Source organism: Thermosynechococcus vestitus BP-1 (assembly GCF_000011345.1).
GTDB lineage: Bacteria > Cyanobacteriota > Cyanobacteriia > Thermosynechococcales > Thermosynechococcaceae > Thermosynechococcus > Thermosynechococcus vestitus.
Map to the genome: position 1 here is coordinate 1,375,465 of NC_004113.1, position 23,213 is coordinate 1,398,677.

16 protein-coding genes are annotated in these 23,213 nt (G+C 54.5%); 8 read left to right on the top strand and 8 right to left on the bottom strand.

Features of this window, described 5'->3' with window-relative positions:
• Positions 1-41 precede the first annotated feature (41 nt).
• Positions 42-692 (bottom strand): bis(5'-nucleosyl)-tetraphosphatase (symmetrical) YqeK, encoded by a 651-nt coding sequence (yqeK, locus tag TLL_RS06715; RefSeq protein ID WP_011057165.1) that lies wholly within the window; start codon positions 690-692, stop codon positions 42-44.
• Positions 693-987: 295 nt separating this feature from the next.
• Between yqeK and TLL_RS06720 the strand changes: the two genes are divergently transcribed.
• The gene (locus TLL_RS06720) at positions 988-2,562 is read left to right on the top strand and encodes a serine/threonine-protein kinase (RefSeq protein WP_011057166.1); all 1,575 of its coding nucleotides are present in this window, start codon (positions 988-990) and stop codon (positions 2,560-2,562) included.
• 24 nt (positions 2,563-2,586) lie between these two features.
• On the opposite strand, the gene nrdJ is transcribed toward TLL_RS06720, so the two are convergent.
• Positions 2,587-4,860, bottom strand: a complete 2,274-nt coding sequence (gene nrdJ / locus TLL_RS06725; RefSeq protein ID WP_011057167.1) for a ribonucleoside-triphosphate reductase, adenosylcobalamin-dependent — start codon at positions 4,858-4,860, stop codon at positions 2,587-2,589.
• A gap of 156 nt (positions 4,861-5,016) precedes the next feature.
• Here nrdJ and TLL_RS06730 point away from each other — a divergent pair, with 156 nt between their 5' ends.
• Positions 5,017-6,255, top strand: coding sequence for an aspartate aminotransferase family protein (locus TLL_RS06730; protein ID WP_011057168.1), 1,239 nt, complete (start codon positions 5,017-5,019; stop codon positions 6,253-6,255).
• 233 nt (positions 6,256-6,488) lie between these two features.
• Here TLL_RS06730 and TLL_RS06735 read toward each other — a convergent pair whose 3' ends face one another.
• On the bottom strand, positions 6,489-9,470 hold the full coding sequence (locus TLL_RS06735) for an ABC transporter ATP-binding protein/permease (RefSeq protein ID WP_164920852.1): 2,982 nt from the start codon (positions 9,468-9,470) through the stop codon (positions 6,489-6,491).
• Positions 9,471-9,719: 249 nt separating this feature from the next.
• Here TLL_RS06735 and TLL_RS06740 point away from each other — a divergent pair, with 249 nt between their 5' ends.
• The 4 genes from TLL_RS06740 (at position 9,720) to TLL_RS06755 (ending at position 12,427) form a co-directional block, all read left to right on the top strand.
• Positions 9,720-10,466, top strand: coding sequence for a response regulator transcription factor (locus TLL_RS06740; RefSeq protein ID WP_011057170.1), 747 nt, complete (start codon positions 9,720-9,722; stop codon positions 10,464-10,466).
• 48 nt (positions 10,467-10,514) lie between these two features.
• On the top strand, positions 10,515-11,690 hold the full coding sequence (gene bioF, locus TLL_RS06745; RefSeq protein WP_011057171.1) for an 8-amino-7-oxononanoate synthase: 1,176 nt from the start codon (positions 10,515-10,517) through the stop codon (positions 11,688-11,690).
• A gap of 84 nt (positions 11,691-11,774) precedes the next feature.
• Entirely contained in the window at positions 11,775-11,981 is a 207-nt protein-coding gene (locus TLL_RS06750) for a glycogen debranching protein (RefSeq protein ID WP_164921159.1), read from the top strand.
• A 131-nt stretch (positions 11,982-12,112) separates the two neighbouring features.
• Positions 12,113-12,427: a DUF5132 domain-containing protein gene (locus tag TLL_RS06755; RefSeq protein WP_164920853.1), complete on the top strand. Its 315-nt coding sequence runs from the start codon at positions 12,113-12,115 to the stop codon at positions 12,425-12,427.
• Positions 12,428-12,484: 57 nt separating this feature from the next.
• Here TLL_RS06755 and TLL_RS06760 read toward each other — a convergent pair whose 3' ends face one another.
• Positions 12,485-13,366 carry a universal stress protein gene (locus TLL_RS06760; RefSeq protein ID WP_011057174.1) on the bottom strand — a complete coding sequence of 294 codons (882 nt, stop codon included), beginning with the start codon at positions 13,364-13,366 and terminating at the stop codon, positions 12,485-12,487.
• Positions 13,367-13,891: 525 nt separating this feature from the next.
• On the opposite strand from TLL_RS06760, the gene TLL_RS06765 reads away from it, so the two are divergent.
• Together TLL_RS06765 and TLL_RS06770 are read left to right on the top strand one after the other, a co-directional pair.
• Entirely contained in the window at positions 13,892-14,179 is a 288-nt protein-coding gene (locus TLL_RS06765; protein WP_011057175.1) for a Mo-dependent nitrogenase C-terminal domain-containing protein, read from the top strand.
• 18 nt (positions 14,180-14,197) lie between these two features.
• Entirely contained in the window at positions 14,198-14,911 is a 714-nt protein-coding gene (locus tag TLL_RS06770; protein ID WP_011057176.1) for a ComF family protein, read from the top strand.
• On the opposite strand, the gene cobS is transcribed toward TLL_RS06770, so the two are convergent.
• The 4 genes from cobS to TLL_RS06790 form a co-directional block, all read right to left on the bottom strand.
• Positions 14,842-15,573, bottom strand: coding sequence for an adenosylcobinamide-GDP ribazoletransferase (gene cobS, locus TLL_RS06775; protein ID WP_011057177.1), 732 nt, complete (start codon positions 15,571-15,573; stop codon positions 14,842-14,844). The two genes, TLL_RS06770 and cobS, sit on opposite strands and share 70 nt — an antisense overlap.
• Positions 15,570-17,081, bottom strand: coding sequence for a M16 family metallopeptidase (locus TLL_RS06780; protein ID WP_164920854.1), 1,512 nt, complete (start codon positions 17,079-17,081; stop codon positions 15,570-15,572). The genes cobS and TLL_RS06780 overlap by 4 nt, the downstream gene beginning before the upstream one ends.
• 8 nt (positions 17,082-17,089) lie before the next feature.
• Complete coding sequence (gene polA, locus TLL_RS06785) at positions 17,090-19,927, bottom strand: DNA polymerase I (protein WP_011057179.1); 2,838 nt, start codon at positions 19,925-19,927, stop codon at positions 17,090-17,092.
• Positions 19,928-20,018: 91 nt separating this feature from the next.
• The gene (locus tag TLL_RS06790) at positions 20,019-23,108 is read right to left on the bottom strand and encodes an FHA domain-containing protein (protein ID WP_011057180.1); all 3,090 of its coding nucleotides are present in this window, start codon (positions 23,106-23,108) and stop codon (positions 20,019-20,021) included.
• Positions 23,109-23,213: the final 105 nt, after the last annotated feature.

Consider the following 23,213-nt stretch of genomic DNA (forward strand, 5'->3'; position numbering starts at 1 on the left):
AAACCTACTTTCTAGGTTAGCAATCTAAGTTAGCAATGCCTCTAAACCTTGGTGGTACCTTTCTTTTCGCTCTTTTTCGGCTTCGCTGGTGCCACCTGCATTGCCCAATTGCGGGTGAGGATCATCCGTGGATGAATGAGGCGATGCTGATCAATCAGCCACAACAGCGTGCGATCGCACACTCGCCAAACCGCCTCCTGTAAATTTTGGTGAGCCACCTTGCGCAATTCCTCAAGCTCCACTGTCTGACCCCGCCCCGGCTCCAAGCTATCCGCGAGAAACACGACACAACTCAAGGCATCCATTCCGGCTTGACCCAAGGTGTGATTGGCGATGGCTGCTAAGACCTGCTCATCAGTCACACCAAATTGTTGCCGTGCCACCAAAGCACTGACATCAGCATGGAGCAAGTGGGGATCGGCTGCATCCACCTCTGTAATGGGTAGCCCCGCCTCCCGGGCCATACTTAACAACCGCTCTGGGGGAAAGTACTTTGCCAAATCATGCAGTAACCCAGCCCAAGCCGCGCGATCCACATCTAAGCCGTGGTGTAGGGCGAGCTCCGCTGCCATCGTTTCTACCCGCAGGATATGTTGTAGTCGGGGTGCTGGCACATTCTCCGTCAGCCATGCCAAAACCTGCTGGCGATCGCACAGGGAGTCCTTAGGACGAGTTGTCACAAGCGGGGTCATAGTCAAAGCCACACCAGGGAGGATAAAGTGCTACTCTTGTATCATCATAACAAGTGCTCTTTTCACAAGGTTGGGAGATCCTCAGGACAGTTAAACTCTGCTTGTCAAACTTCCGTAATTTCACCGATACGGTGAGGCAAAAAAAAACAGTATCTTAAAACTAGGGAGTCATCCTGTGGAAACTACTGAGTCATGCTAGCGGTGAGGGCACATTCCTGTAAGCTTTCACTTGAAACAGATTACCTTATCTCCGTTCCCTCCTTATTGAACGTGCCGTTCATCCCCTTGCCTGCTTATGAGTTACTGCCTAAATCCGAACTGTCCCAAGCCAGATAATCCAGACGGTTTAGATATTTGCCAAGCCTGTGGCAGCAAACTTTTGCTGAATGATCAATACAGGGCAATCAAAGTGCTAGGGCGAGGAGGGTTTGGTACCACCTTTTTAGCTGTTGATACAAAACTCCCCGGCAATCCCACTTGTGTGATTAAACAGTTGCGACCCGCCGCCACCGCTCCCCATATCTTGACCATGGCACGGGAACTCTTTTTGCGGGAAGCCACAACCTTGGGTAAAGTTGGCAATCACCCACAATTGCCTCGGCTGCTCGGCTACCTTGAAAATGAAAATGAATTTTACCTGATCCAAGAATACGTGGGTGGCCTTACCCTGCAACAGGAGGTCAAGCGCTTTGGCCCCAAAAGCGAAGAAGAGGTAAAGCAGGTTTTGCAGGAAGTGCTGCCTATCCTTGATTACCTACACAAAAATGGTGTCATTCACCGCGACATTAAGCCCGCCAACTTGATCCGTCGTGATATTGACAAGAAGCTGGTGCTCATTGACTTTGGTGCAGTCAAAGACAAAGTTACCCAAGCAATGGTGGAAAACGCACCGGAACTCTCTACATTCACGAGCTTTGCAGTGGGAACGCCAATGTATGCGCCACCAGAACAAATGGCCATGCGTCCCATCTATGCCAGCGATATTTACGCCCTTGGTGTCACCTGTGTTTATCTCCTCACGGGCAAATCCCCTAAGGAGATTGAACGAGATCCACGCACGGGCGAATGGCATTGGCAGCGGCACGTCAAAAATATTTCCCCTCAGTTTGCTGCTCTCCTCAACAAAATGCTCCAGGATGCGGTTAAGGATCGCTACCAAACCGCCATGGATGTCCTTGCGGATCTGCAACTACTTGAGTCCAATCAAGGAGCTGCTGTGGCTGTCCCTACGACTTCGACAGAGGATGATGACCTCAGCAGTGCCCTTTCAACTCCGCCGAGCCAAGGCCGCCCCCGGGTTCCCGGAGCACCTAAGCGCTCCAGTTATGCCTCATCGGTGAGCCAAAATGCCCAAGCGGCGCGAGTGCGTCAATCACGGATGACAGGGACCCAATTGGGAGGCCCACCAGTTGTCGGAACTGGCCCCGGTCAACACCTCCGCCCTAAAGTCACACCACGGATGACAGCGGCACAACTTCTCACAGCCTATAAACGGGGAGAGCGAGATTTTATCGATGTCGATCTCTCCAACGTTGTCCTGCGCAATGCGGATCTGTCGGGGGCTAACTTTGCCAATGCTAATTTTACCAATGCAGATTTGAAAGGCTGCATTCTCGCCAATGCTGTATTGCGGGAAGCCAATTTTCAGGGAGCAAACCTGCATGATGCCAATCTCTGCGGTGCCTATCTGGTGCAAGCCAACTTTGAGAGGGCAAATTTGAAGGGGGCAAAACTACACGATGCCTCGATCTCAGGCGCAAACTTTACTAGTGCCGACATTTCTGGGGCAGACTTTAGTATGGTCTCGGGGTTTGTTCAAGGTCAACTCGATCGCGCCAAGAAGAACTGGTTTACAAAGTTGCCTAAATAGAGGGGCGAGGTTGCCCCCATTCCCCTAGGACATCAGACACTGATCGGAGTCACAGCCGGCTGGCCCTGCCTCCCACAGGGGTTGCCTATAGCGGGAGAGGGCTTCATGGAAATCATTGACCCGCTTGCGCCGAGCAACGGCAGCAATTTCCTGCTCATAGCGTTCTTTGCTAATGGGTTCAAAGGGCAGACGGGGAAAGGTTTCATGGGCATCAAAGCGTGCCAAGAGTGCTGCAGAAATATACCCTTGATCCTGCTGAATCGCTGTGTAAATTGCTGTGGCAAGGGGTTCCACTTCAGCTTCCCGTAGCTCAATGGTGGCACTGGTGTTGTGAGTGGTGTAGTGTTGCTGCACCTGCATATAGAAGTCAAACTGCGCCAGGGCAGAAAACTGGCTAACATCAATTGTGTCTGCCCCCGCCAGATCTGCCCAAGAGACAGCAACGGGAATTTCCACCAGCCACTCGGTACAGCGCGGATCAAAGGGATCATCCAGAAGCTTACCCGTCTCATCCTTGTCGGACTGGGAGGGGATGACATTGTAGCCATAGTCATAGCAAGCCATCGCCACTGGGTCGCCTTTGCGGAAGGTAATCCGCCGAATAAAGCGTTGGGCCTTTGGGGGATGCCAACCGGGGGAGGCACCCGTTAGCAGGGATTTGGTACCGGAGGGTTGGACAGTGGTACAGCGATTGGGGCGCTTGAGGCCATGGCGATCGCAATACTGCCAAACGGTCTCATGAACAATCTGCCGCCAGCGTTGGAGGAAGGCTGCTTCCTGGTTTTTGAATTGACGCCCTTGGGGTGTATCGGGGCGTCCTGCGGCCCACCATTCCAGCCAGGGCACACCAAAGGCATGGACAAAGAAATCGAAGAGTCCCGTAAAGCTGACGCCAACAATGGGATCAATGGCACGGGAGTATTGATAGCGCTCAACAACAAACCGATGGTTTAACAGGGCAGCAACGGAGAGAGCACCGGCTTTGAAGGCTTTTTCTTGGGTGGCTGTATCCGCCGGATCAATCTGGTTAAGGTGAATTTCCGCAAGGTTACAGTGAAAATCTGCACCAATAATTTCTCCACAGGGATTAAGGCCATAGCGCCCCAGGCGATGGGCAAGCTCCCGCTGATCCATGGCAGGCAACAGTTGCCGCAAAAAGGCCTCCCCCTGTTGATTTTCATAGGCACGGAGAAAGGCCTGCTTCAGATGGGGTGTGGTTAGAAGATCGGCGTTGGCGCGGGCGATCGCCTCCCCTGCCCATTGAATAGCGCCTTCTCCAGAATAGAACTGACTGCGCACCGCATTGATACATTCTTCCAGACTAGGCTTCCTGTGGAAGACGCGGGTATGGTTGGCCATTCGCAGAGCATCCCGCTTGGGATCAATGCGCCAATTGCCCTGCGCATCCTGCTGCCAGAGGTTTTGCTTGGCCTGGGCAAAGGCTTCATCCTCACTAGCGCCCTGACGCATGCCCGCCGATCGCCTCACATTACCCGCAACGACGACAACGGCTGCCTCATCAATCAGCAGACAGCACTCCACAGAGGTCAACTGCCGACCCACTGCGGCATTTAACAGGGCAGCACAGCGATGGTAGAGGTGTGGCAGCTTTACTGGATTGGCCACTCCCCCAAACCCCTTGAGTCGCTCACCCGTCGGACGCACATCACGGATGTCAATCGTGACCTGAACTAAACCACCGAGGTGCGGGTTGCTGGCTAGTTCAAGAAGGGTTTGGTAAGACTTTACCCAGCCTTGGCGGCTATCCCCCACTTTGATCTGGCAGGTCTGGCCTGTGAGTGTGACGGTGGTGTGCTCTTGACGCGCTTCCCTGGGGGTTTGGCCAATTTCGCCGACAACGGTGACCTCTAGGCGATTGCAAATGGCGGGTAACTGGGAGATGTATTTGGGCTCCAGAATCGCTCCCGTGCCGCAGCCCTGCATGGCCAAGTCCATCATTAGGCCAAAGGAATCCCAATCCACGACATTGGTGCTGGTGCAGTTGTAGGCACCGGAAAAGTTCTCCGGCTGGCGTACCCAATCAGTGCCGCCGACCCACAGCCAACGGCCAGAGGGCAGTGCCTTCAGCGCCTCCTGCATTTCTCTGAGGAGTGCCACCTCTGCTTCGGTGAGGTGTCCCACTTCCTGTAGGCCTTTGAGGGTGCGATCGCACACCTGTTGCCAGCTCTCCCGCTCGCCTGCTTCATTTTGGCGGCTGTAGGTACGGTAAAACACGGGGTAGGCTGTGGGGGCTGTGGTGGGGAAACTGCTTTGAGGACGGGGAGGATTTTGCACCATAGGGCCAGGACTCAATGGCTGAATACTAGGTGTAGTGTACCGAACCCATCCTTAAGGGTCAATAAGCACTAATCCTAGGGAGAGCCCCAATTGCCCTGACCCAGTGAGGGGGAGATGCTAAGATAGCAGAAAGTTTTTGCGTTGGGTCCAGAGTCAATGCTTGCTGCTCCCCTGCCATCCTTCAGTACCGATGCCTTTGACCAAGTGGTGATGAGCACCTATGGCCGCTTTCCAATTACTCTGGTGCGCGGTGAAGGCTGTCGGGTTTGGGATGATCAAGGCCGCAGCTATCTGGACTTTGTGGCGGGAATTGCCACCTGTACCCTCGGTCATGCCCATCCAGCCTTAGTGGAGACGGTCAGCCGGCAAATGCAAACGCTGCACCATGTCTCGAATCTGTATTACATTCCCCAACAGGGGGCATTGGCCCAGTGGTTGGTGGCTCACTCCTGTGGCGATCGCGTCTTTTTCTGCAATTCTGGTGCTGAAGCCAATGAAGCTGCCATTAAACTGGCCCGTAAATATGCCCATACCGTTCGCCACATTGCTAACCCAATCATCATTACGGCACAGGCCAGCTTCCACGGACGCACCCTGGCCACGATTACTGCTACGGGGCAACCGAAATACCAGAAATACTTTGACCCCTTGGTGCCCGGCTTTGCCTATGTGCCCTACAACGACTTAGGTGCCCTAGAAGCCCTCGTGGCCTCCTTGGATCAACCACAACCCCAGGTGGCAGCCATTCTTTTGGAGCCTTTGCAGGGGGAAGGGGGAGTCCGGCCCGGCGATCGCGCCTACTTTGAGCAGGTACGCCAACTCTGCACAGAAAAAGGGATTCTCCTAATTTTTGATGAAGTGCAAGTGGGCATGGGTCGCACGGGGTCACTGTGGGGCTATGAAACCCTCGGTGTCGAACCGGATATTTTTACCTCCGCCAAAGGCCTTGCCGGGGGCGTTCCCATTGGTGCCATGATTGCCAAGGAGTTTTGTGCCGTCTTTCAGCCGGGGGATCATGCCAGTACCTTTGGCGGTAACCCCTTAGCCACAGCAGCCGCCCTCACCGTTTGTGAAACCCTTGAAAAAGAGAATCTTCTCGAAAATGTGCGCGATCGCGGGCAGCAACTGCGCACAGGACTACAGGAGCTGGCAGCGGCCTATCCCCAAGTCATTGCCGAGGTGCGCGGCTGGGGGCTGATCAACGGTCTTGAACTCCAACCCGACACCCCTCTCACCGCTGCTGAAGTCGTCAAAGCTGCCCTTGCGGAGGGACTATTGCTGGTGCCGGCGGGCCCGAAGGTGGTGCGCTTTGTCCCTCCTCTCATTGTCAGTGCTACCGAGATTGATATGGCCTTAGGGGCAATGAGCCGAGCCCTTGCCCACTTAGCAGCCTAATACTTGAGCCTCAGGAGATGAGGAGCCAGAAGGCGGCCAAACTGTTTAGCACAGTCAGCGGGTTGTTTGGTAAGTGCTATTTTTTGTGCCCTGTTGGGGCCTTTGCGGTTGGCTTTGCCCTCGGTATCAGCTCTGCCTTGCCTCAGGGATGCTCAGGGTTGGAAAAATGGTTCAAAGAGCCGTGCTGGCCTCGGGACCCATCCGCTGCTGAAACGGTAACCCTATTGTCGAGACTAAAGCACATCCTTACGCTTTTGAAAGACCCCCACTAGTCCCAGCATCAGGGCAATAATGCCCCCTAAGCGCAGCTGATTGGCAGTAACATTGGCGTTGAAGGTCTGCCCCTGAAGACTCCAAAAGCGATCAATGAGGGCTTCACCGCTAGCGATCGCCCGCCCCCGCTGCTCTTTCCAGAGGGCAAATTGGTCTTGCCAGCGATCCATGGCTCTCTGATAGTCTTTGACCTGTTGATTGTACGCCTCGACGCGATCGCGATAGGCCTGATTAAACTCTAAAACGGACTTGGGTAGTGCTGGGGGATCACCCGGTTCCGCAGGTTGGGGGGGTTCTGGTTCATCCACAGCGGGGTGGTACTCCTTGCGCACCCCCGGAAAGCGGCAACGCCGGAAGAGGTTCTCGCCAAAGCAGGGACACTGGGCCAACGCTTCAGGACTGAGCTTCTCCCGTAGTGACTTTGGTTGCTGCCAGCAGGGATCTTGGGCCACATCCTGACCAAAGCCCAAGAGGGAAACGACATTGGCATAGCTCCAGCGGGTCAAGGTGACATCGCTGATCCAATTGCCCACTGGCCCTAGATCCTTGAGGGGAATAATGGCACCGGCAAAGGTAATCTGCGGCACCAAAAAAAGAATTGTCAGTAGAGGAGCCACCGTCTGAGTGGGGGAGAGGGCAGAAACCAGCAACCCCATGACCATGCCACCAAAGGTCACGAGAAATAGTGTCAAGTAAAGGCCAGCGATCGCCCCAATACCGAGGCTAAGATGGATTGCCAAAAACTTCATCCCCAAAAAAATGGCGGCTTGGTATAGTGCCAGAACCACTGCTGGGCCAAGCTTTGAAAAAATATAGGGCCACAGCCCCAACCCCACCATCCGCTCACGGCGATAGATCTCCAGTTCCTTAACAATTTCGCGCATCGTGGCTAGGCTGCCCACCATCACGGCGATGAGCACCGTGACAAAGGCCATCGTAAATGCCTGCCCGGCATCCCCCTGATCTGGATCAAGAATCGTTGGCTTCCAGAGGACAAAATCCAAGGCTGCCAAAATCGGCGCCAAAGAGAGCATGAGAATGAGGGCCGCCCGATCCTGGCGCAAAATGGCCAAGTTTCGCTGGATGAGAATCCACCACTGCCGCCATGGTGCCACTCGGGGAATCGTTGCTTTTTGACGTTGGGGTTGGACCTGTCGCGTGGCCTCTGTATCCACATTGAGGGGACGCTGTCGCTCCACCACATAGGTTTGATACAGATGAGACTGGCAATAGCGTTGCTGCCATAGGGCTGGATTCGGTTCGCTCTCAATCTTGAGGTAAATTTCATCAAAATCTTGAACATCAAAATAGCTGAGGGCTTGATCCGGCGGCCCAAAATAGGCAAGGTGGCCGCCCCGCGCCAAAAACACGACCAAATCGCAGAGCATCACATTCTTAGTGGCATGGGTAATGAGTAAAATCGTTCGCCCCTGATCCGCCAACTGGCGCAACAGCCGCATCATTTGGGTTTCCGTGCCCGGATCCAAGCCAGACGTGGCCTCATCCAAGAAAAACAAACTGGGGCGGGTGAGCAATTCCACACCAATCGACACCCGCTTGCGCTGACCACCACTCAGTTCCTTGACAAGGACATGCCGCTGCGCTGTCAACTCCAACTCCGCCAGCACCTGGTTCACCTGTTCCTGTCGCTCTTGATCAGTAAAATCAGCGGGTAGGCGCAGTCGTGCTGCATAATCTAGGGCTTGAGCCACCGTTAACTCTCGGTGGATAATGTCATCCTGAGGCACATAGCCAATCTGGGTGCGGTATGTTCCAAAGGAGCGGTACAGATCGTAGCCATTGACCAGTACCGTGCCCCTCGTGGCAGGACGGAAACCACTGAGGGCATCGAGCAGCGTTGATTTACCGGCACCACTGCCACCAACAATTGCCACAAACTCGCGGGGCAAAATTGACAGAGAAATATCTTGAAGGAGCTTCGCCCCCTTAGCAGTGGTTTTGCTGAGGTGGATAGCATCGAGGCGCAGGTTACCACTGTCATTGTGGGGAACAATGGTTTCGTCGGGGGTAAAAACAGAACTGTAGGGACCAATGCGCACCAGGGCGCCCGTTGGCAAGACTACAGGTTTGCGGGGTTCAAGGCGCCGATTGTTGACAAAGGTGCCATTGGCGGACTCAAGATCGACGAGGTACCACTGTCCTTCTTGCAGATAGAGGCGAGCGTGGAACCGTGAGACAACGGGATGATCCAGCACCATATCATTGCTGGGATCGCGGCCAATCCGAACCTGCTGGCGATCGCGCAGTTGGAGGGGGCGAGTTTGCTCAACAACCTGGGTGGCCGGCATCAACAGATATGTGAGGCGCAGAGATTCCCCCACATGAATGACATCTCCCGGTGCCAAGATATGTTCGCTAATCGTTGTGCCGCGCCAGTGAAGGCCATTCTTGCTGCCCAAGTCAATGATTTTGTAGTGATCTCCCGATCGCACCAGCTTGGCATGGTGAAAGGACACAAAGGGATGGTCAAGGATAATGTCCGCCTTCGGATCCCGACCGAGAATCAGTTCCTCCTTGAGCAGCGGAAACTCCTGCAACCAGTGAGGCGTCGCCACCTGTAAAATTGGCGTACTTGCAGCCCCCATCACCACTGTACCCGGCAGTGCCGTTGTTGCCCTGCCATCTGGATCGAAAATGGCTTCAAAGTCACCAATTTTTAGGCGATCGCCCGCCTTGAGAACCACAGGGGTACGTGGCTGCAGCTTCGTGCCATTCAAAAAAGTGCCGCTGGCGCTCCCGAGATCCACCACTTGGTAGCCCGTTTCGGTGGCAAGAATCAAGGCATGGTGGCGGGAAATCCCCTCGCCGACGAGAATCACTTGGCTTTGGGGGTCAGTACCAATGATCAGGCGATCGCGCCCCAGTTGAATTTGCTGTCGTGAACCATCAGCCCCTAGGAGGCTGAGAATGGGCACAGCCATATCCCTTGTTGAGAAACCCCACTTCCATTTTGTCACTAGAATTGTCACTAGAATTTTGTCACCAGAGGAGGGGTAAGAATTTTCTATGGCGGGAACAAGAAAAAACCCTAAAGTATTATTCGTTACGAAATGATAGGTATTAGATTTGCTAGATTAGCATCCAATTGATTCAGATACTGCCATTCTGTTCCACCTTCTGCCAAACTCTCCCAAAAATGTAGAACGACATCCCGTTGTGCGGATCTATTCATGTTGATGCACATTGAAATTATTGAAAGTAACCCCCACCTGCGTTCCCTCCTTGGTTGGCACCTGCAACAAGTGGGGCACATTGTTCATCTTGCCAGTGGCTGTCAACAGGGACAGGAGGTGTTTCAACTGCGGCATCCCGATTTGGTCGTTCTCGATCTAGACTCAAATGAGGGGAATGGCTTGGAATTATGCCGCTGGCTCCACCATCAAAGCCCCGTTCTGATCTTAGTCCTTTCCGCCCGTGAGGATGAAGCGGATGTGGTGACGGCGCTGCGGGCAGGGGCCGATGATTATTTGGCCAAGCCCTTTGGAATGCAGGAGTTTCTTGCCCGCGTCGAGGCCTTGGCACGGCGAGCACGCGCCTGTTTACCCAGTATCTTGAACCTAGGTGAGTTACAAATAGATTTGGTGCAGCGGCGAGTGGTAGTACGCAATGTCCCAGTGGACTTAACACCGCAGGAATTTAGCTTGCTCTATGTCCTCACCCAAATGGGGGGCACCCCTTTGAGTCGTCAGGAGTTGCTGCGACGGGCTTGGCCAGAGAACATTGATAACCCGCGCACCGTCGATACACATATTTTATCTTTGCGTAAGAAAATCGAAGTGGATCCGCAGCAGCCGCGTTTGATTCAAACCGTGCGCAACGTTGGTTATCGGCTGCACCTTGAGCCATTGAATGGACGCTACCAACAGAATGGTAATAAACTCCGTCCCCCGCGATCGCCCCGCCACGTATTGGTTTAGACCACCGCTTGGTTTAGACTTTGTCAACTCTCCCTCAAATATTCTCGAATGCGTGATCCCTTTGACTGGCTAGACCCTGCCCTAGATGCCCTGCACCGTGCCCATTGGTATCGCCAGCCCCTTCTCAGTGGCACACCGGCGGCAGTAGTGAGTGTGGGAGAGCCGCCCCGTCCATTGATTAACTTTTGCAGCAATGACTATCTAGGTCTGGCCAACCACCCGCAGGTGAAAGCCGCCGCCATTGCAGCCATTCAACAGTGGGGAACCGGAGCCACAGGCTCTCGCCTGCTCAGTGGTCAGCGTCACCTCCATGCACAACTCGAGCGGGCGATCGCCCAGTGGAAAGGTACAGAAGCTGCCTTGGTCTTCAGTTCCGGTACGGCGGCCAATCTTGGCACCATTGCTGCCCTTGTGGATCAACGGGACTTGGTGCTTGGGGATGCCTACAACCATGCCTGTCTCAAAAAAGGCGCCCGCCTCAGTCACGCTACCTTCTATGAATACCCCCATAACAATGTCGCCGCCCTTGCTCAACTCCTAGAGACCCATCGCTCCCAATACCGCCGTTGTCTCATCCTCACCGATGGTGTCTTCAGTATGGATGGGGATGTTGCCCCCCTAGCGAAGATACTAGCGCTAGCCGAGGCCTATACAGCAATGGTGCTAGTGGACGATGCCCACGGCACAGGGGTGTTGGGAACCAATGGTGCTGGTACCTTAGCCGCCTTGGGGCAATCTAGCCCGACCATCATTCAAATGGGTACCCTCAGCAAAGCCCTTGGCAGTTTAGGGGGATACATTGCCGGCTGCCAAGCCCTGATCACCTATCTGCAACACCGTGCCAGCACATGGATCTATAGCACTGGCCTTTCACCGGCGGACGCTGCTGCTGCCCTTGCTGCCCTTGAGCAACTCCAAACAGATCCTTCCCTGCGCCAAGCCCTAGGGGACCGCATTCAACAACTAGAAAAAGGACTGCAAGCATTGGGCTGCCCGGTTTTGCCCCGTCCCCTACCGACCCCCATCTTTTGCCTCCCTGCTCCCGATCCAGCCACCGTCCTCCAATGGGGTCAGGAATTACAAGAGGCGGGATGTTGGGTGGCGGCGGTACGGCCACCGACTGTGCCCTTTAGTCGCCTGCGCATCACCCTAAGAGCCGATCACACCCCTGGGCACATTGAGCAACTACTGGCAGCATTGGCAGCTTTATTAAAGTGCTGTTAAGAAAGGCTGACGATCTCGCTGTATTTCGCCTAGGCTGTAGATAGTTCTGTGAAATCGGCAAAGTGCACCAAGGAGTGAGCGATGATGACGATTTGGGTGAGCGAGCAAATTGATCCTTCTGGCTTGCTTTATGCCTGTATTGCCTGTTGTAATGAAGCACAGGCGAAAGAGTGTGTGCAGTCCTTTGAGAAAAACTTGACAACAGAACAAAAAGCTGCCGGTTGGCAAGTGCGCTTGCGTACGGTGGCCTCTTGGGACGATGTTCCCAGTACTGCCCTCAAGCTCTCCTAATCTTTTGGCTCAGCCCTGCATAGGATTTTTAGTGGAGCGATTAAGCGAGTAGGAACATGGCCCTGCCTGCACCTTTGCTATCATAGGTGCGATGTACTCATCATTGCTTTTCCTTTGGAGGATGCCGCAGAATGGAGTTTGAAGCCCTGTTACTTGGTTTAGAACCCCTCGCCGTGCTTGCCCTTGGGGTTGGTGCTGTTGCTGTTGCTCCTGTTGTGGGTGCTGTGGACTCAATGACGGGTCACAACTTGGCAGAGCAAGCTCGCAATGCGGCAAAATCAGGTTTGATGTGGGCGTTTGAAGCCTATGAAAAAGCCCAGACGGCGATCGCCGAAGCCAGTGAGTCTTTCCAGGACTTGGTTGCCGAAGCCCGCTCAGAAATGATGGAGCAAAAAGCAGCAAAGGCTGCCGCTCCTGAGGAACCCCGTGAAGTGACAATTAGCTAGGTCTTGGCTCCCGATTCAACCCCTTGGGGTAGTTTTGCTGCCCCATTCTTTAATCAGTTAGCGACCAGCGGGGGGAAAGTAGATCACAGGAAAGACGCAACGGCGAATGATTTCCCCGGCAAAGCTGGGGATTGATAATTCCCAAATCTTACCAACGGAACTAGAGGAAACCGCAATTCCATAGATGTCGCGATAGTTAGCTGCCAACTGGGCTTCCACAACCGGATTGCCAAAGCGAATCTCTGTTTCAACCCTCAGGCCGTAGCCAGTGAATTCCTGCTTCAGCTGGGCCAGGATTTTTTCCGCTTTGGGGCGTTCCTCAGCAATCCCCAGCTCCCTTTGACCCGCATCACTAATAATCCAGCAAAACGTTAGGGAAGCAATGCTCGTTTGATCTGGCTGTTGGGCACCCTGCCGCAGTTGTTGGACGAGGTGCTGAGCTGAGGGGCTGTGGTCGTAGGGAACAAGGAGATGACGAAACAGATTTTGACAGCGCAGATTCAGTTCTGCAGTGGTCATCACCCACAACAGGTGCGGGCGCATAATCATGACCGGGACTTTAATCCGTTGCAATACTTCAATGGTGGTACTGCCAAAGAGTTTCTCATCCAATAGATTGCGGAGGGGACGGCTAGCCAGTACCAAGTCAATTTGATGTTTTTCAACGGTGTCCAGAATGGCATCGGCAGGGCGGCGGTTTTCAATGATCACCTCTGCTTTAAGATCCGCTGGCACAGTGGTCGGGTCAATTTTGAGTCGCTCCCGCGCCTGTTGCAGCTTTTCCTCCCGCAGTCGAGGCTTATCCCCATCCTCGTTGATGGGGCGGGCATGCAGAAAGATTAATTTGCGGGCACCTGCGGTTCGCAGTGCCTCAAGGTAGTGGGTGAGTTTGGGGAGGCCATCATGGAGATCCGTTGGAATCAATATGTTCTTAAACATACCAGTGCTCCCCAATGCCAGACTCTAATTGCAGATTAGCTTAGGAGGGGGGACCTGTGCTACTGAGCTTTGATTATTCTCCAAGAAAACATTCATCGGCGTTGGGATCATGCCCCCTCCTTCCTTGGATGCCAAGGGTGTATTTCTGAAGTGACCGCTAAGGACTTCAGTAGCTGTAGGAGCAACTTTTCGGGAAACCCCATCGTCGACTTTACTAGGAATCACTAAAATAGGGATGGATACAGGCTCATCATTAAAGTCAACAATGTATCCACGACTACTAAATCTCTCTGAAGGAAGGAGATTATCTATCGTGATGCCATTTTCATTGAGATTTTTCTAGGATGTCGCGCCTCGCTAAGGGCGATCCTAAGGGAATCAGAATAACCTTTGTGCGATAGAATGCGGCGATAAATTTACCCTTCGGAAGACAGGGTTTTAAGTGATTGCCATTGCCTTCTTAGGAGGGTAAGGAAGGGGATGTTTCGCTGCTAACTTCAATGATTGAGTTGAGGTGTTCAGTTGATGATGATTTTTAGGTTGGGGCAACGTCTGCTCCGCAGCATCCTGTGGCCGGTACGGCAGTGGCTAGAGCATCTGGAAGTGCGCGATCGCCAGCTTGCCCATCGTCTGTGCCGCTTGATCCCGGCCCAGTGTCCCTTTGAACGCGATATTGTGGTTGCCCAATGGCACATTCACATCCCACCCTTGTGCCACCTCAATCCCCTCTATGAGGAACTAATGCTCTTGCGCTACCGTGCCCTTTGCTACTTGGCGGATGAGTGCCATGAGGATATTAGTGCTTACTGTTAGTCCCTAGGGGGTGCGCTGGTGTGGCGATCCCTCAGCCGCTTTCTGTTTCAGCAGCCCTGTCCCTGCTGTGGTCGCCTCAGTTCTCAAGTCCTTTGTCAGGGGTGTCAGCAGCGCCTGAGGGCGTGGGAAGTGCGCCAACGGCAACGCTACTGGCGGGGCAGTCTTCCCCTCTTTCCTTGGGGTTACTATCAGCAAGACCTAAAGCGGGCGATCGCCACCATGAAATACAACAACCAGCCGGAACTGGGGGACTTCTTTGGCCAATGGTTGGCCCTAAGCTGGTTTGAGGCCAAGGTAGCTGAACATCTGCCCTTGCAGATTGTACCCATTCCCCTCCATCGCGATAAATTGAAAAGCCGCGGCTTTAACCAAGCAGCGCTCATTGCCAAGGGCTTTTGCCGTACCCTAGAACTCCCCCTGGCGGCGGCGGGGCTCATCCGCCAACGGCCAACGGAGGCCCTGTTTCAGCTATCCCTTAAAGAACGTCAGGCCAATCTAGCCAATGCCTTTTGCCTTGGGCACGGTCTGGAGCGACAACGCTGGCTACTGCTGTGCGATGACATCTATACAACGGGGACAACGGCCCGCAGTGCCGCCACCGTCTTACGCAATGCGGGATACAAGGTTTTGGGCATCATCACCGTAGCTGTGGCACTCCCCGATCAACTGGCTGATCCAACCGTAAAGGCAACCAGCAGCAAAGCCTCTGTCCACTCCACAACTGCACCGTAGCTATCCCCCGTGTGACCCCCCAACTGCGACTGAAACCATGCAGGGATCAAGAGAATTAAAAGCAGGCCAAAAAGCAATTGCCCAAGGGGGAGCGGCAGCAGGAAGCTGAGTAGGAGCACCAGTAAACCACTCGGCCAAAAATCGCGGGGAAAGACACCACTGGTTTTATGGATCTGACCCGTGCCCTGGGGTTTCAAATAGGGATAGCGGGCGATCGCCCACACTTGAGCGAGGCGCCCCAGCACCAATACCCAAACCAAAACGCTGCCCTTTTCCAGACTGCTTAAGCTTGTGACTTTTAAAAGCAGGATCACCATTGCGGCCATGACGCCAAAGGCCCCTGCTCGACTATCTGCCATCACCTCAAGACGCCGTTGTTGATCCCTGACAGCTAGACCATCGGCAGTGTCCATTGCACCATCCAAGTGCAATCCGCCCGTCAGTGCCAACCAAAGGGCAACCAGCACCGCACTCGCCACTGGGGAGGGAACCTGCAAAAAATCCAGTAGCCACTGCACTCCCCAGAGCATTCCCCCCAGCACCAGCCCCACCCAAGGACACCACTTAGCTGCCCCCGCCAATTGAATTGGCCAGCGAGGGGAGATGGGCAAACAGGTGTAGAAGGCGATCGCCCCCAGCCATTCCTGCCAAAGGGATTTCATGGGCGGGTTTGAATCTGCGCCACAGTTCGCTGCTCGGGTTTCAGGGATTGAGCCAGCCGCTGAATATCGGCGGGGGTAATGTCATTAATCGCCTCTAGGCGAGCAAAGAGTTGTTGCCAGCCGCCCCCCTTTACGGCATACTCCGCCAAGAGTTTGGCCATGCCCTCATTGGACATCAGGTTTTGCAGCAGCTCCATCCGCAGTTGGGTTTTCACCCGCTCCAATTCTGCTGGGGTCACTGGAGTCGTTTGCAGTGCCTTGAGTTCCTGGGCAATGCCTGCGGCAAGGGCAGCGGTTGTTTGCCCCGGAGCTGGTGCCCCATAGATGAGAAAGCGATTGGGGTATTTATTACCCGGAAACCCCACGTAGGCTTGCACATTGAGGGCAAGTTTTTGCTCAAGAACCAGGGAACGGTAGAGACGGGAGGTACGACCGCCAGTGAGGAGGCGAGCCAAAATTTCATAGGTCAGATAGGCAGGTTCCCGCAGGGGCGGACAGGGATAGGCTTCGATGTAGAGGGGCTGGCTTGCCAATTCGAGGGTGATTTGGCGAGGGGCGGTTGGCGGGGGTTCGGGGGGGATGGTTGTGGTCTTGCCCCTGCCCCTGGGATAGCGACCAAAATAAACCGTGGCTAATTCCTTAACCTGTTGAGGATCTACGTCTCCCACCAGCACCATTGTCATTTTCTCGGGCGTGTAGTACTGGCGAAAGAACTCCTCCACATCGGCGCGGCGCAGGTTCTGAATGTCCTCACGGTAGCCAATGACGGGTCGGCGGTAGGGATGCTCGCGAAAGGTCGTGGCCAAAAAAGCCTCAAAAAGTTGCCCTGAGGGGGAATTTTCTGTGCGCAGTCGCCGCTCCTCAAGGATGACTGCTTTTTCCTGATAGAAGTCGCGAAAGACGGGCTCCAAAAAGCGTTCTGACTCTAGGGACATCCACAGTTCTAATTTGTTGGCGGGAAAACTGTAAAAGTAACGGGTGGCATCGGCGGAGGTGGTGGCATTGAGACCGACTCCCCCAGCCTGTTGAACAATTTGGCCATATTGATTGCGAATGACATAGCGATCGGCCGCCTGCTGCACAGCCGCAAATTCTGTGATCAATGCCTGACGTTGCCCCTCATCGGTTGCCGCTTGCAGTTGCTCAAAGAGGCGATCCAGTTGGGCAAGTTTCTCTTTTTCGGCAGCATAATCCGTTGTGCCGATCCGGCGGGTCCCCTTAAAGGCCAAGTGTTCGAGATAGTGGGCGACACCCGTTTGGCCTTCGGGTTCATCGACGCCCCCCACATCCACATAGGTGAGAAATGACACAATCGGGGCTTGGTGCTGCTCCATGACAATGAAGTGCATTCCATTGTCAAGATAGAATTCACTCATTTGATCCATGGCACGGTCAATGTAGGGGCGAAGGGTTTGGGCATCGGCAGGCCAACAGAGGGCGATCGCCCCCACAAGAAGCCAGAGAAGAATTGGCCAACAGGACACTTGCCAGGAGTGTTGCTGCCGCATCAACAAACCTAATTGGCCTCCAGCCAGTTGGCCGCCGCGTAAATATCCACCGCAAGGGGCACACTCAGGGGCACCGCTGTACTCATCACTTCGGGAATGGTGGTTTGCAGGTGTTCCCACGCCTCAGGGGTCATCTCCAACACCAATTCATCGTGAACTTGCAGCAGCAGGCGAGCCTTTTCTGGCGGCAACAGGGGTGCCAGCTTCACCATTGCACACTTGATAATATCGGCACTGGAACCTTGAATCGGGGCATTGGCTGCCGCCCGCAGGAGTCCCCGCTCGTAATTGCTCATCTTTAGTTTACTGGGATCGACATCGGCTAAGACGTCCAGGGGCTTACCCCGCAGGGATTGTAATTCGCGACTCTCAAATGCAAAGTAGCGCCGCCGTCCCAAAATAGTTTCCACATAGCCTTGGCTGAGGGCAAGCCGTTCCATTTGCCGCAGGTAGTCAAAGACCCGTGGATAGCGATTGTAAAACCGCTGAATAAACACCTTAGCCTCAGCTACACTCACGCCCGCCTCGCGGGCAAACCGCTGGGGGCCCATCCCGTAAATGACGCCAAAGTTAATCATTTTGCCCAGGCGACGCTCACTGGAACTAATATCGGTTTTTTCTAAGAGAAACTGCGCCGTGAGGCGATGGACGTCCGCCCCCTCTTGGTAGGCCGCCAGCAGGGCAGGCTCTTGACTCAGGTGGGCGAGGATACGCAACTCAATTTGGGAATAGTCCGCTGCCACCAGCAGCCAGCCCGCCTCTGGAATAAAGGCGCGCCGAATTTGCCGACTAAACTCGGTGCGAATGGGGATATTTTGCAGATTGGGGCTCGAGGACGAGAGGCGACCGGTGGCAGTCACCGCTTGGTTAAATTCAGTATGAACGCGGCCTGTGTCTGGACGCACCAGGGTGGGCAACACGTCAACATAGGTGGATTTGAGCTTCGCGAGGGTGCGATGGCTCAAAATGAGGTCAATCACGGGATGATCTCCCCGCAGTTTTTCAAGGGTTGCGGCATCGGTGGAATAGCCCAATTTCGTTTTATGGGTCTTTTTCGTATCCAGCCCCAAGGTGCCAAAGAGCAGTTCACTCAGTTGCTTGGGGGAGGCCAAGTTAAAGGGTTGTCCCACGGCATCCCAAGCCTGTTGTTGCAGGGCCGCCAGTTGCTGTTCGAGTTCTTGGGAGAGTTGCCGCAAATAGTCACTGTCAATGCGAATGCCCGTAGCTTCCATTTCCGCCAGAATGGGTTCGAGGGGTAATTCCACCTCTAGGAGCAGTTGCCGCAAGCGGGGGGTCAGGTCTGCCTCTAGTTTCTCCTTGAGAAGATAGGTGGTATGAACATCGAGGCCACAGTACTGGGCCACCGTGGCCGGTGACAGATCCGCAAGGGTTTGGTCTTTGCCGACAAGAGTGCGGTAGCTTTGGGCTTGCAGGGGCAGATAGCGTTGACACAGATCCTTAAGGTTGTGGCTGGCTTCCGGGTTAATCACATAGCTAGCCAGCATTGTGTCAAATACTACCCCCCGTAATTGAATCCCCTGAAAGCGCAACACCAAGCGGTCAAATTTGGCATTTTGCAAGACTTTGGGGTAGCGATCGCCCTCAAGAATTGGTCGCAAAGCAGCGAGGGTCTCCTCCAGGGGGAGGTTCTGGCCCTCTTTGTGTCCCAAGGGCAGATAGGCCACCTGATCAGGAGCGGCTCCCCAACAGCAACCCAGGCCCACCAAAGCAGCATCGCGGGGGTTCAAGGCCGTTGTTTCCGTGTCCCAAGCCACGGGATGGTTTGCATCTGTACAGGTTTCTAGCTGGCTCATCAGCCATTGCAGTTGCTCTGGCGTTTCAATGAGTTGCACATTCAAGGGAGGGGGGGTATCCGTGGGGGCAAAAAACCACGTTTCCTCTGAGTCAGTCTCTAGATCGGGGAGGATGCCCCCTAAGCGGAGGTGCCAGTCCTGAAGTTGCAGCCGCAGGGCACGAAACTCCAACTGATCTAATAGGTGATCCAGCGTTGGCCAGTCAAAGGGACTGAGATGTAGTTCCTCTAGGGGGAGTTCCAAGGGGACATCGTGGACAATTTGGGCCAACGTACGGGAATGGCGGGCATCGGCCTCCCCATTGATCAGCTTGGTTCTCAGGCTTGGCGGCCTGATCTCATGGATGTGGGCGTAAATGTCCTCCAGGGTAGGGTATTGACTCAGTAATTGCACAGCGGTTTTTGGGCCAATCCCCTTAATACCGGGAATGCGATCGCTGGCATCGCCACAGAGGGCTTTGTAGTCCACAATTTGCTCTGGCCAAACCCCCATTGTTTCCTTAACCTTGAGGGCATCAAAGGCCTCCAGACCCTGTTTGCGCTGGCCAAGGGTACTCCCTAGATACAAAACCTGGACTTGACCCTCGCGATCAATTAATTGAAAGAGGTCGCGATCGCCACTGACAATGGACACCGGCCACCCCTGGGATCGCCAGCAGTGCGCCACCGTACCAATCACATCATCCGCTTCATAGCCCGGCTGACTCAATAGGGGCAAACGCAGGGCCCGCAGCAGCGCTTGCAAATTGGCAATATCGGTAATAAAGTCCTGCGGAGTTTCAGCCCGACCTGCTTTGTAGTTTTCATCGGCGGCGTGGCGAAATGTCGGTTCTCCCAAGTCAAAGGCAATGGCTACATGGTCGGATTGCTGCTGCTCCAGAATCTCTAGGAGGCTCTTGAGAAAGCCAAAGCACACACTGGTCGGAATCCCCGTAGAGGTGCGCAAGCCCCCGTCTCGCCCCTTGCTAAAGGCGTAGTAGGCACGAAAGGCCAAGGAATGACCATCAATCAGCAGCAGATGGGGGGCAGACATAGGATTGTCAAGACACAACGGCGGCGGGTGACTTTATCCATTATTGATTAAAAAATCACTAAAAAAATTTGGCCTAAAAGCTCGCAGGATCTCAGCGGCCAAAGTCGCGGCGTTTTTGACAGAAGGGTAAAGCCACTAGCATTGCCAAGATGAGAAGGCTTTGATTGCGCCAATGGCGTTGCACATCCACGGTAAACATATACCCTTGATCCCGCTGGAAGCGACTGATAGTGCCCTGCGCTTCATTGATGGCACGACTGCGCTGGCGATTCCACTCGGAGTATTTTACTTCCCACTGGTCCATTGCCGCCTGATAGGCTTGCAGCCGTCGCAGGTAGTCCTGGAGCGCCGCCGGATCAGTGGGGGGATCCCCGGGAGGCTCTGGCTGCGGCGGTGCGGGTTCATCCACTGCGGGTACGTATTTGGAGCGAATTCCGGGGAAGTTGCAGGTTTGAAAGAGGCCCGGGCCATAGCAAAGACAAAAGTCCCGCTGCATTTGTTCGGTCATGTTTTGCCGCTCTTCCTCTGGCTCCCGCCAACAGGGGTCATTGGCAATGTCATCCCCCATACCCGTGAGCTTTACCATCGCCTCAAAGGGCCATTTAATCACCGTCAGATGGCTCATCATCTGCCCCGGCAACCCAAAGGAAGAAACGGGCTGAATACCGCCACTAAAGATAATTTGTGGCACTAAAAACATCAGCACCAGCAGGGGCACGATGTTCTGGCTAGGGGCAAGGGCAGAGACCAAAAGGCCCATCGCCATACCGCCAAAAATGGCAAGGGCGAGGGTGATGTACATGGCAAAGGTGACCCCCCAATCTCCCGGTAAATCCACCGCTAGTTTTGTTACCGCCAGGTAGGTGGCCGCTTGATAAAGGGCAAGACCAAGGGCGATCGCCCCCTTGGAACCAAGGTAGGGCAACAGCCGCAGGCCAATCATCCGTTCCCGCTGATAAACCTCCACTTCCTTGACCAATTCTCGCATTGTCGTCATCGCACCAATCATCACTGCAATTAGACTGGTGACAAAAATCATCGTCAGGGCTTGACCCCCATTCCCCGTTTCGGGATTAAAGACATCCCGCCGCCAAGAGACAAAACTCAGACTACCGAGCAAAGGAGCAATTAAGAGGGTCAGCAGCAGGTGGATGCGATCTTGACTGAGGAGGGTGAGGTTGCGCTGAGTGAGAATGAGAAATTGTTGCCAAGGGGAGATTTTAGATTTCGGTTCACTGCTGCGACGGGACTTGCCCTTGGTGCCCTGTTGACTTTCATCGGGCAGGTGAACGAGCATCTGCTGTCGGCCAACGACGTATTCCTGATAGAGGCGCGATCGCCGGTAGGCCTGCTCTAGCTCTTCTGAGGTGGGGGCATGGGGGTTTTTCTCCTTGTCTAAGGCACGGTAGATGCCAGAGAAATCCTCGAGCTTGATGCCACTCAGGCGATCGCCAAAGGTAGCGCGGAAATAGGGCAGCAGTTGATTAGGGGGGCCAAAGTAGGCGAGCCGTCCGCCCTCCGCCAAATAGATCACCAGATCACACTCCCGGATGTTTTGGGTGGCATGGGTAATGATGAGGATCGTTCGCCCCTGATCCGCCAACTGCCGCAGCAAAAACATCAGGTCCGCCTCAGTGCCCGGATCCAAACCAGAGGTCGCCTCATCGAGGAAGAACAGACTGGGCTGCGTGAGCAGTTCTGCACCAATACACACCCGCCGCTGCTGACCGCCACTCAGACGCGCAATGGGCACATCGCGACGGTGGTTCAGTCCCAATTCCGTTAACACCTCTGTTACCCGCTGTTGGCGTTCCGCTGCAGTGGTATCGGGGGGCATCCGTAGCTTTGCTGCATATTCCAAGGCTTGGGCGATCGTCAGTTCCTCGTGAATGATATTTTTCTGCGGTACATAGCCCAATTGTGCTTGAAAGGCCTGATAGTTGCGGTAGAAATTTGTGCCATTGACCAGTACGGTCCCCGTTGTTGCTGGCCGCAGTCCATTGAGGGCATCCAGGAGCGTTGACTTACCACTACCACTAGGCCCCAAGATGGCCACAAACTCCTTAGGCATGATGGATAGGGAAATATCGTGGAGAATTTGCGTTCCCTTGCCCACCAGCTTCCTGAGGTTGATGGCATCGAGGCGCATGTGACCCGATTCGGCATATTGGGTCAGGGTTTCATCGACATTGAGAACGAGGCGATCGCTACCAATGCGAATACTGTCCCCCACCCGCAGCAGTGTCGGTTCCTCGACCTCACGGCCATTGACAAACGTGCCATTGCTAGACCCCAAATCCGTGAGTAGGAAATCTCCATTGCGGCGCTCAATTTTGGCATGGTGACGGGACACCGTTGGATGCCCAATCACCAGATCATTGTTTGGATCGCGGCCAATCGTGAACGTGTTGTATCCCACCAGCGAAATCGTCTTCACAGGGACACTGGGTGGGGCATCTGCCTCAGGAACGGCGAGTACCGTTGCCGTGCCGGTCAAACCCAACTCCGTCGCTGGGCTAAAAACAAGGGCATGGCGCTCCTTGTCAATGCGATCAGGCAACTGCTGCCCCACATAGGTCAGCCTGACAAATTCCGTCAGGGCATAACTCTCCCCTATCCCCAAATGCACATTCATTGCTGGTTGCGGGTCACTGAGATCCACCACCTGCAAATGCTGCTCCGCAAACCGTAATTTCAAGTGGCAGGGTAACAGTTCAGGAGTATCCACCACCACATCGCAGGCGGGGTGAGTTCCCAAAAGTGCTGTTTGCTCCTGTAGCCCCCAACGTTGTCGCCATGTTTTGGTGCACACTTCAATCACAGGGACTGCAGCATCTTTGCTGACCTCGGTAGCACCGGGTTGATAGTTGTGGTACTGCCAGATGAGGCGAAAGCGCACGGCAGAGTTGCCCAGCGTAATCAAGTCACCATCCTCGAGGGGAATGGGGGTATTGGGCACAACTGCTTGGCCATTGAGATGGGTACCCGCCTTACTGCCGAGATCGACTAGGTGCACTTGCCCTTCCCGCCACTCAAAGAAAGCGTGGTGGCGAGACACGGAAATATCATTGAGGACAATATCATTATCGGGGGCACGGCCAACTTTCAGTCCGCTGACGGGCAACCGGACGCCTTGCTCACTCACTGATTTGACCAGTTCTAACCACGCTGCTTGAGTCATGACCTTGGTACAAAAGGAGCTTGATGCCAGTCAGTGTACTGGATTCTAAATGCATTGACCAAAAGATGAGAACTTTGGCCAACTTCTCTGGCTTGCAGGCGATTC

Coding starts and splice junctions, on each gene's coding strand:
- yqeK (WP_011057165.1), bottom strand. CDS start 692: ATGACCCCGCTTGTGACAACTCGTCCTAAGGACTCCCTGTGCGATCGC.
- TLL_RS06720 (WP_011057166.1), top strand. CDS start 988: ATGAGTTACTGCCTAAATCCGAACTGTCCCAAGCCAGATAATCCAGAC.
- nrdJ (WP_011057167.1), bottom strand. CDS start 4,860: ATGGTGCAAAATCCTCCCCGTCCTCAAAGCAGTTTCCCCACCACAGCC.
- TLL_RS06730 (WP_011057168.1), top strand. CDS start 5,017: ATGCTTGCTGCTCCCCTGCCATCCTTCAGTACCGATGCCTTTGACCAA.
- TLL_RS06735 (WP_164920852.1), bottom strand. CDS start 9,470: ATGGCTGTGCCCATTCTCAGCCTCCTAGGGGCTGATGGTTCACGACAG.
- TLL_RS06740 (WP_011057170.1), top strand. CDS start 9,720: ATGTTGATGCACATTGAAATTATTGAAAGTAACCCCCACCTGCGTTCC.
- bioF (WP_011057171.1), top strand. CDS start 10,515: ATGCGTGATCCCTTTGACTGGCTAGACCCTGCCCTAGATGCCCTGCAC.
- TLL_RS06750 (WP_164921159.1), top strand. CDS start 11,775: ATGACGATTTGGGTGAGCGAGCAAATTGATCCTTCTGGCTTGCTTTAT.
- TLL_RS06755 (WP_164920853.1), top strand. CDS start 12,113: ATGGAGTTTGAAGCCCTGTTACTTGGTTTAGAACCCCTCGCCGTGCTT.
- TLL_RS06760 (WP_011057174.1), bottom strand. CDS start 13,366: ATGTTTAAGAACATATTGATTCCAACGGATCTCCATGATGGCCTCCCC.
- TLL_RS06765 (WP_011057175.1), top strand. CDS start 13,892: ATGATGATTTTTAGGTTGGGGCAACGTCTGCTCCGCAGCATCCTGTGG.
- cobS (WP_011057177.1), bottom strand. CDS start 15,573: ATGAAATCCCTTTGGCAGGAATGGCTGGGGGCGATCGCCTTCTACACC.
- TLL_RS06780 (WP_164920854.1), bottom strand. CDS start 17,081: ATGCGGCAGCAACACTCCTGGCAAGTGTCCTGTTGGCCAATTCTTCTC.
- polA (WP_011057179.1), bottom strand. CDS start 19,927: ATGTCTGCCCCCCATCTGCTGCTGATTGATGGTCATTCCTTGGCCTTT.
- TLL_RS06790 (WP_011057180.1), bottom strand. CDS start 23,108: ATGACTCAAGCAGCGTGGTTAGAACTGGTCAAATCAGTGAGTGAGCAA.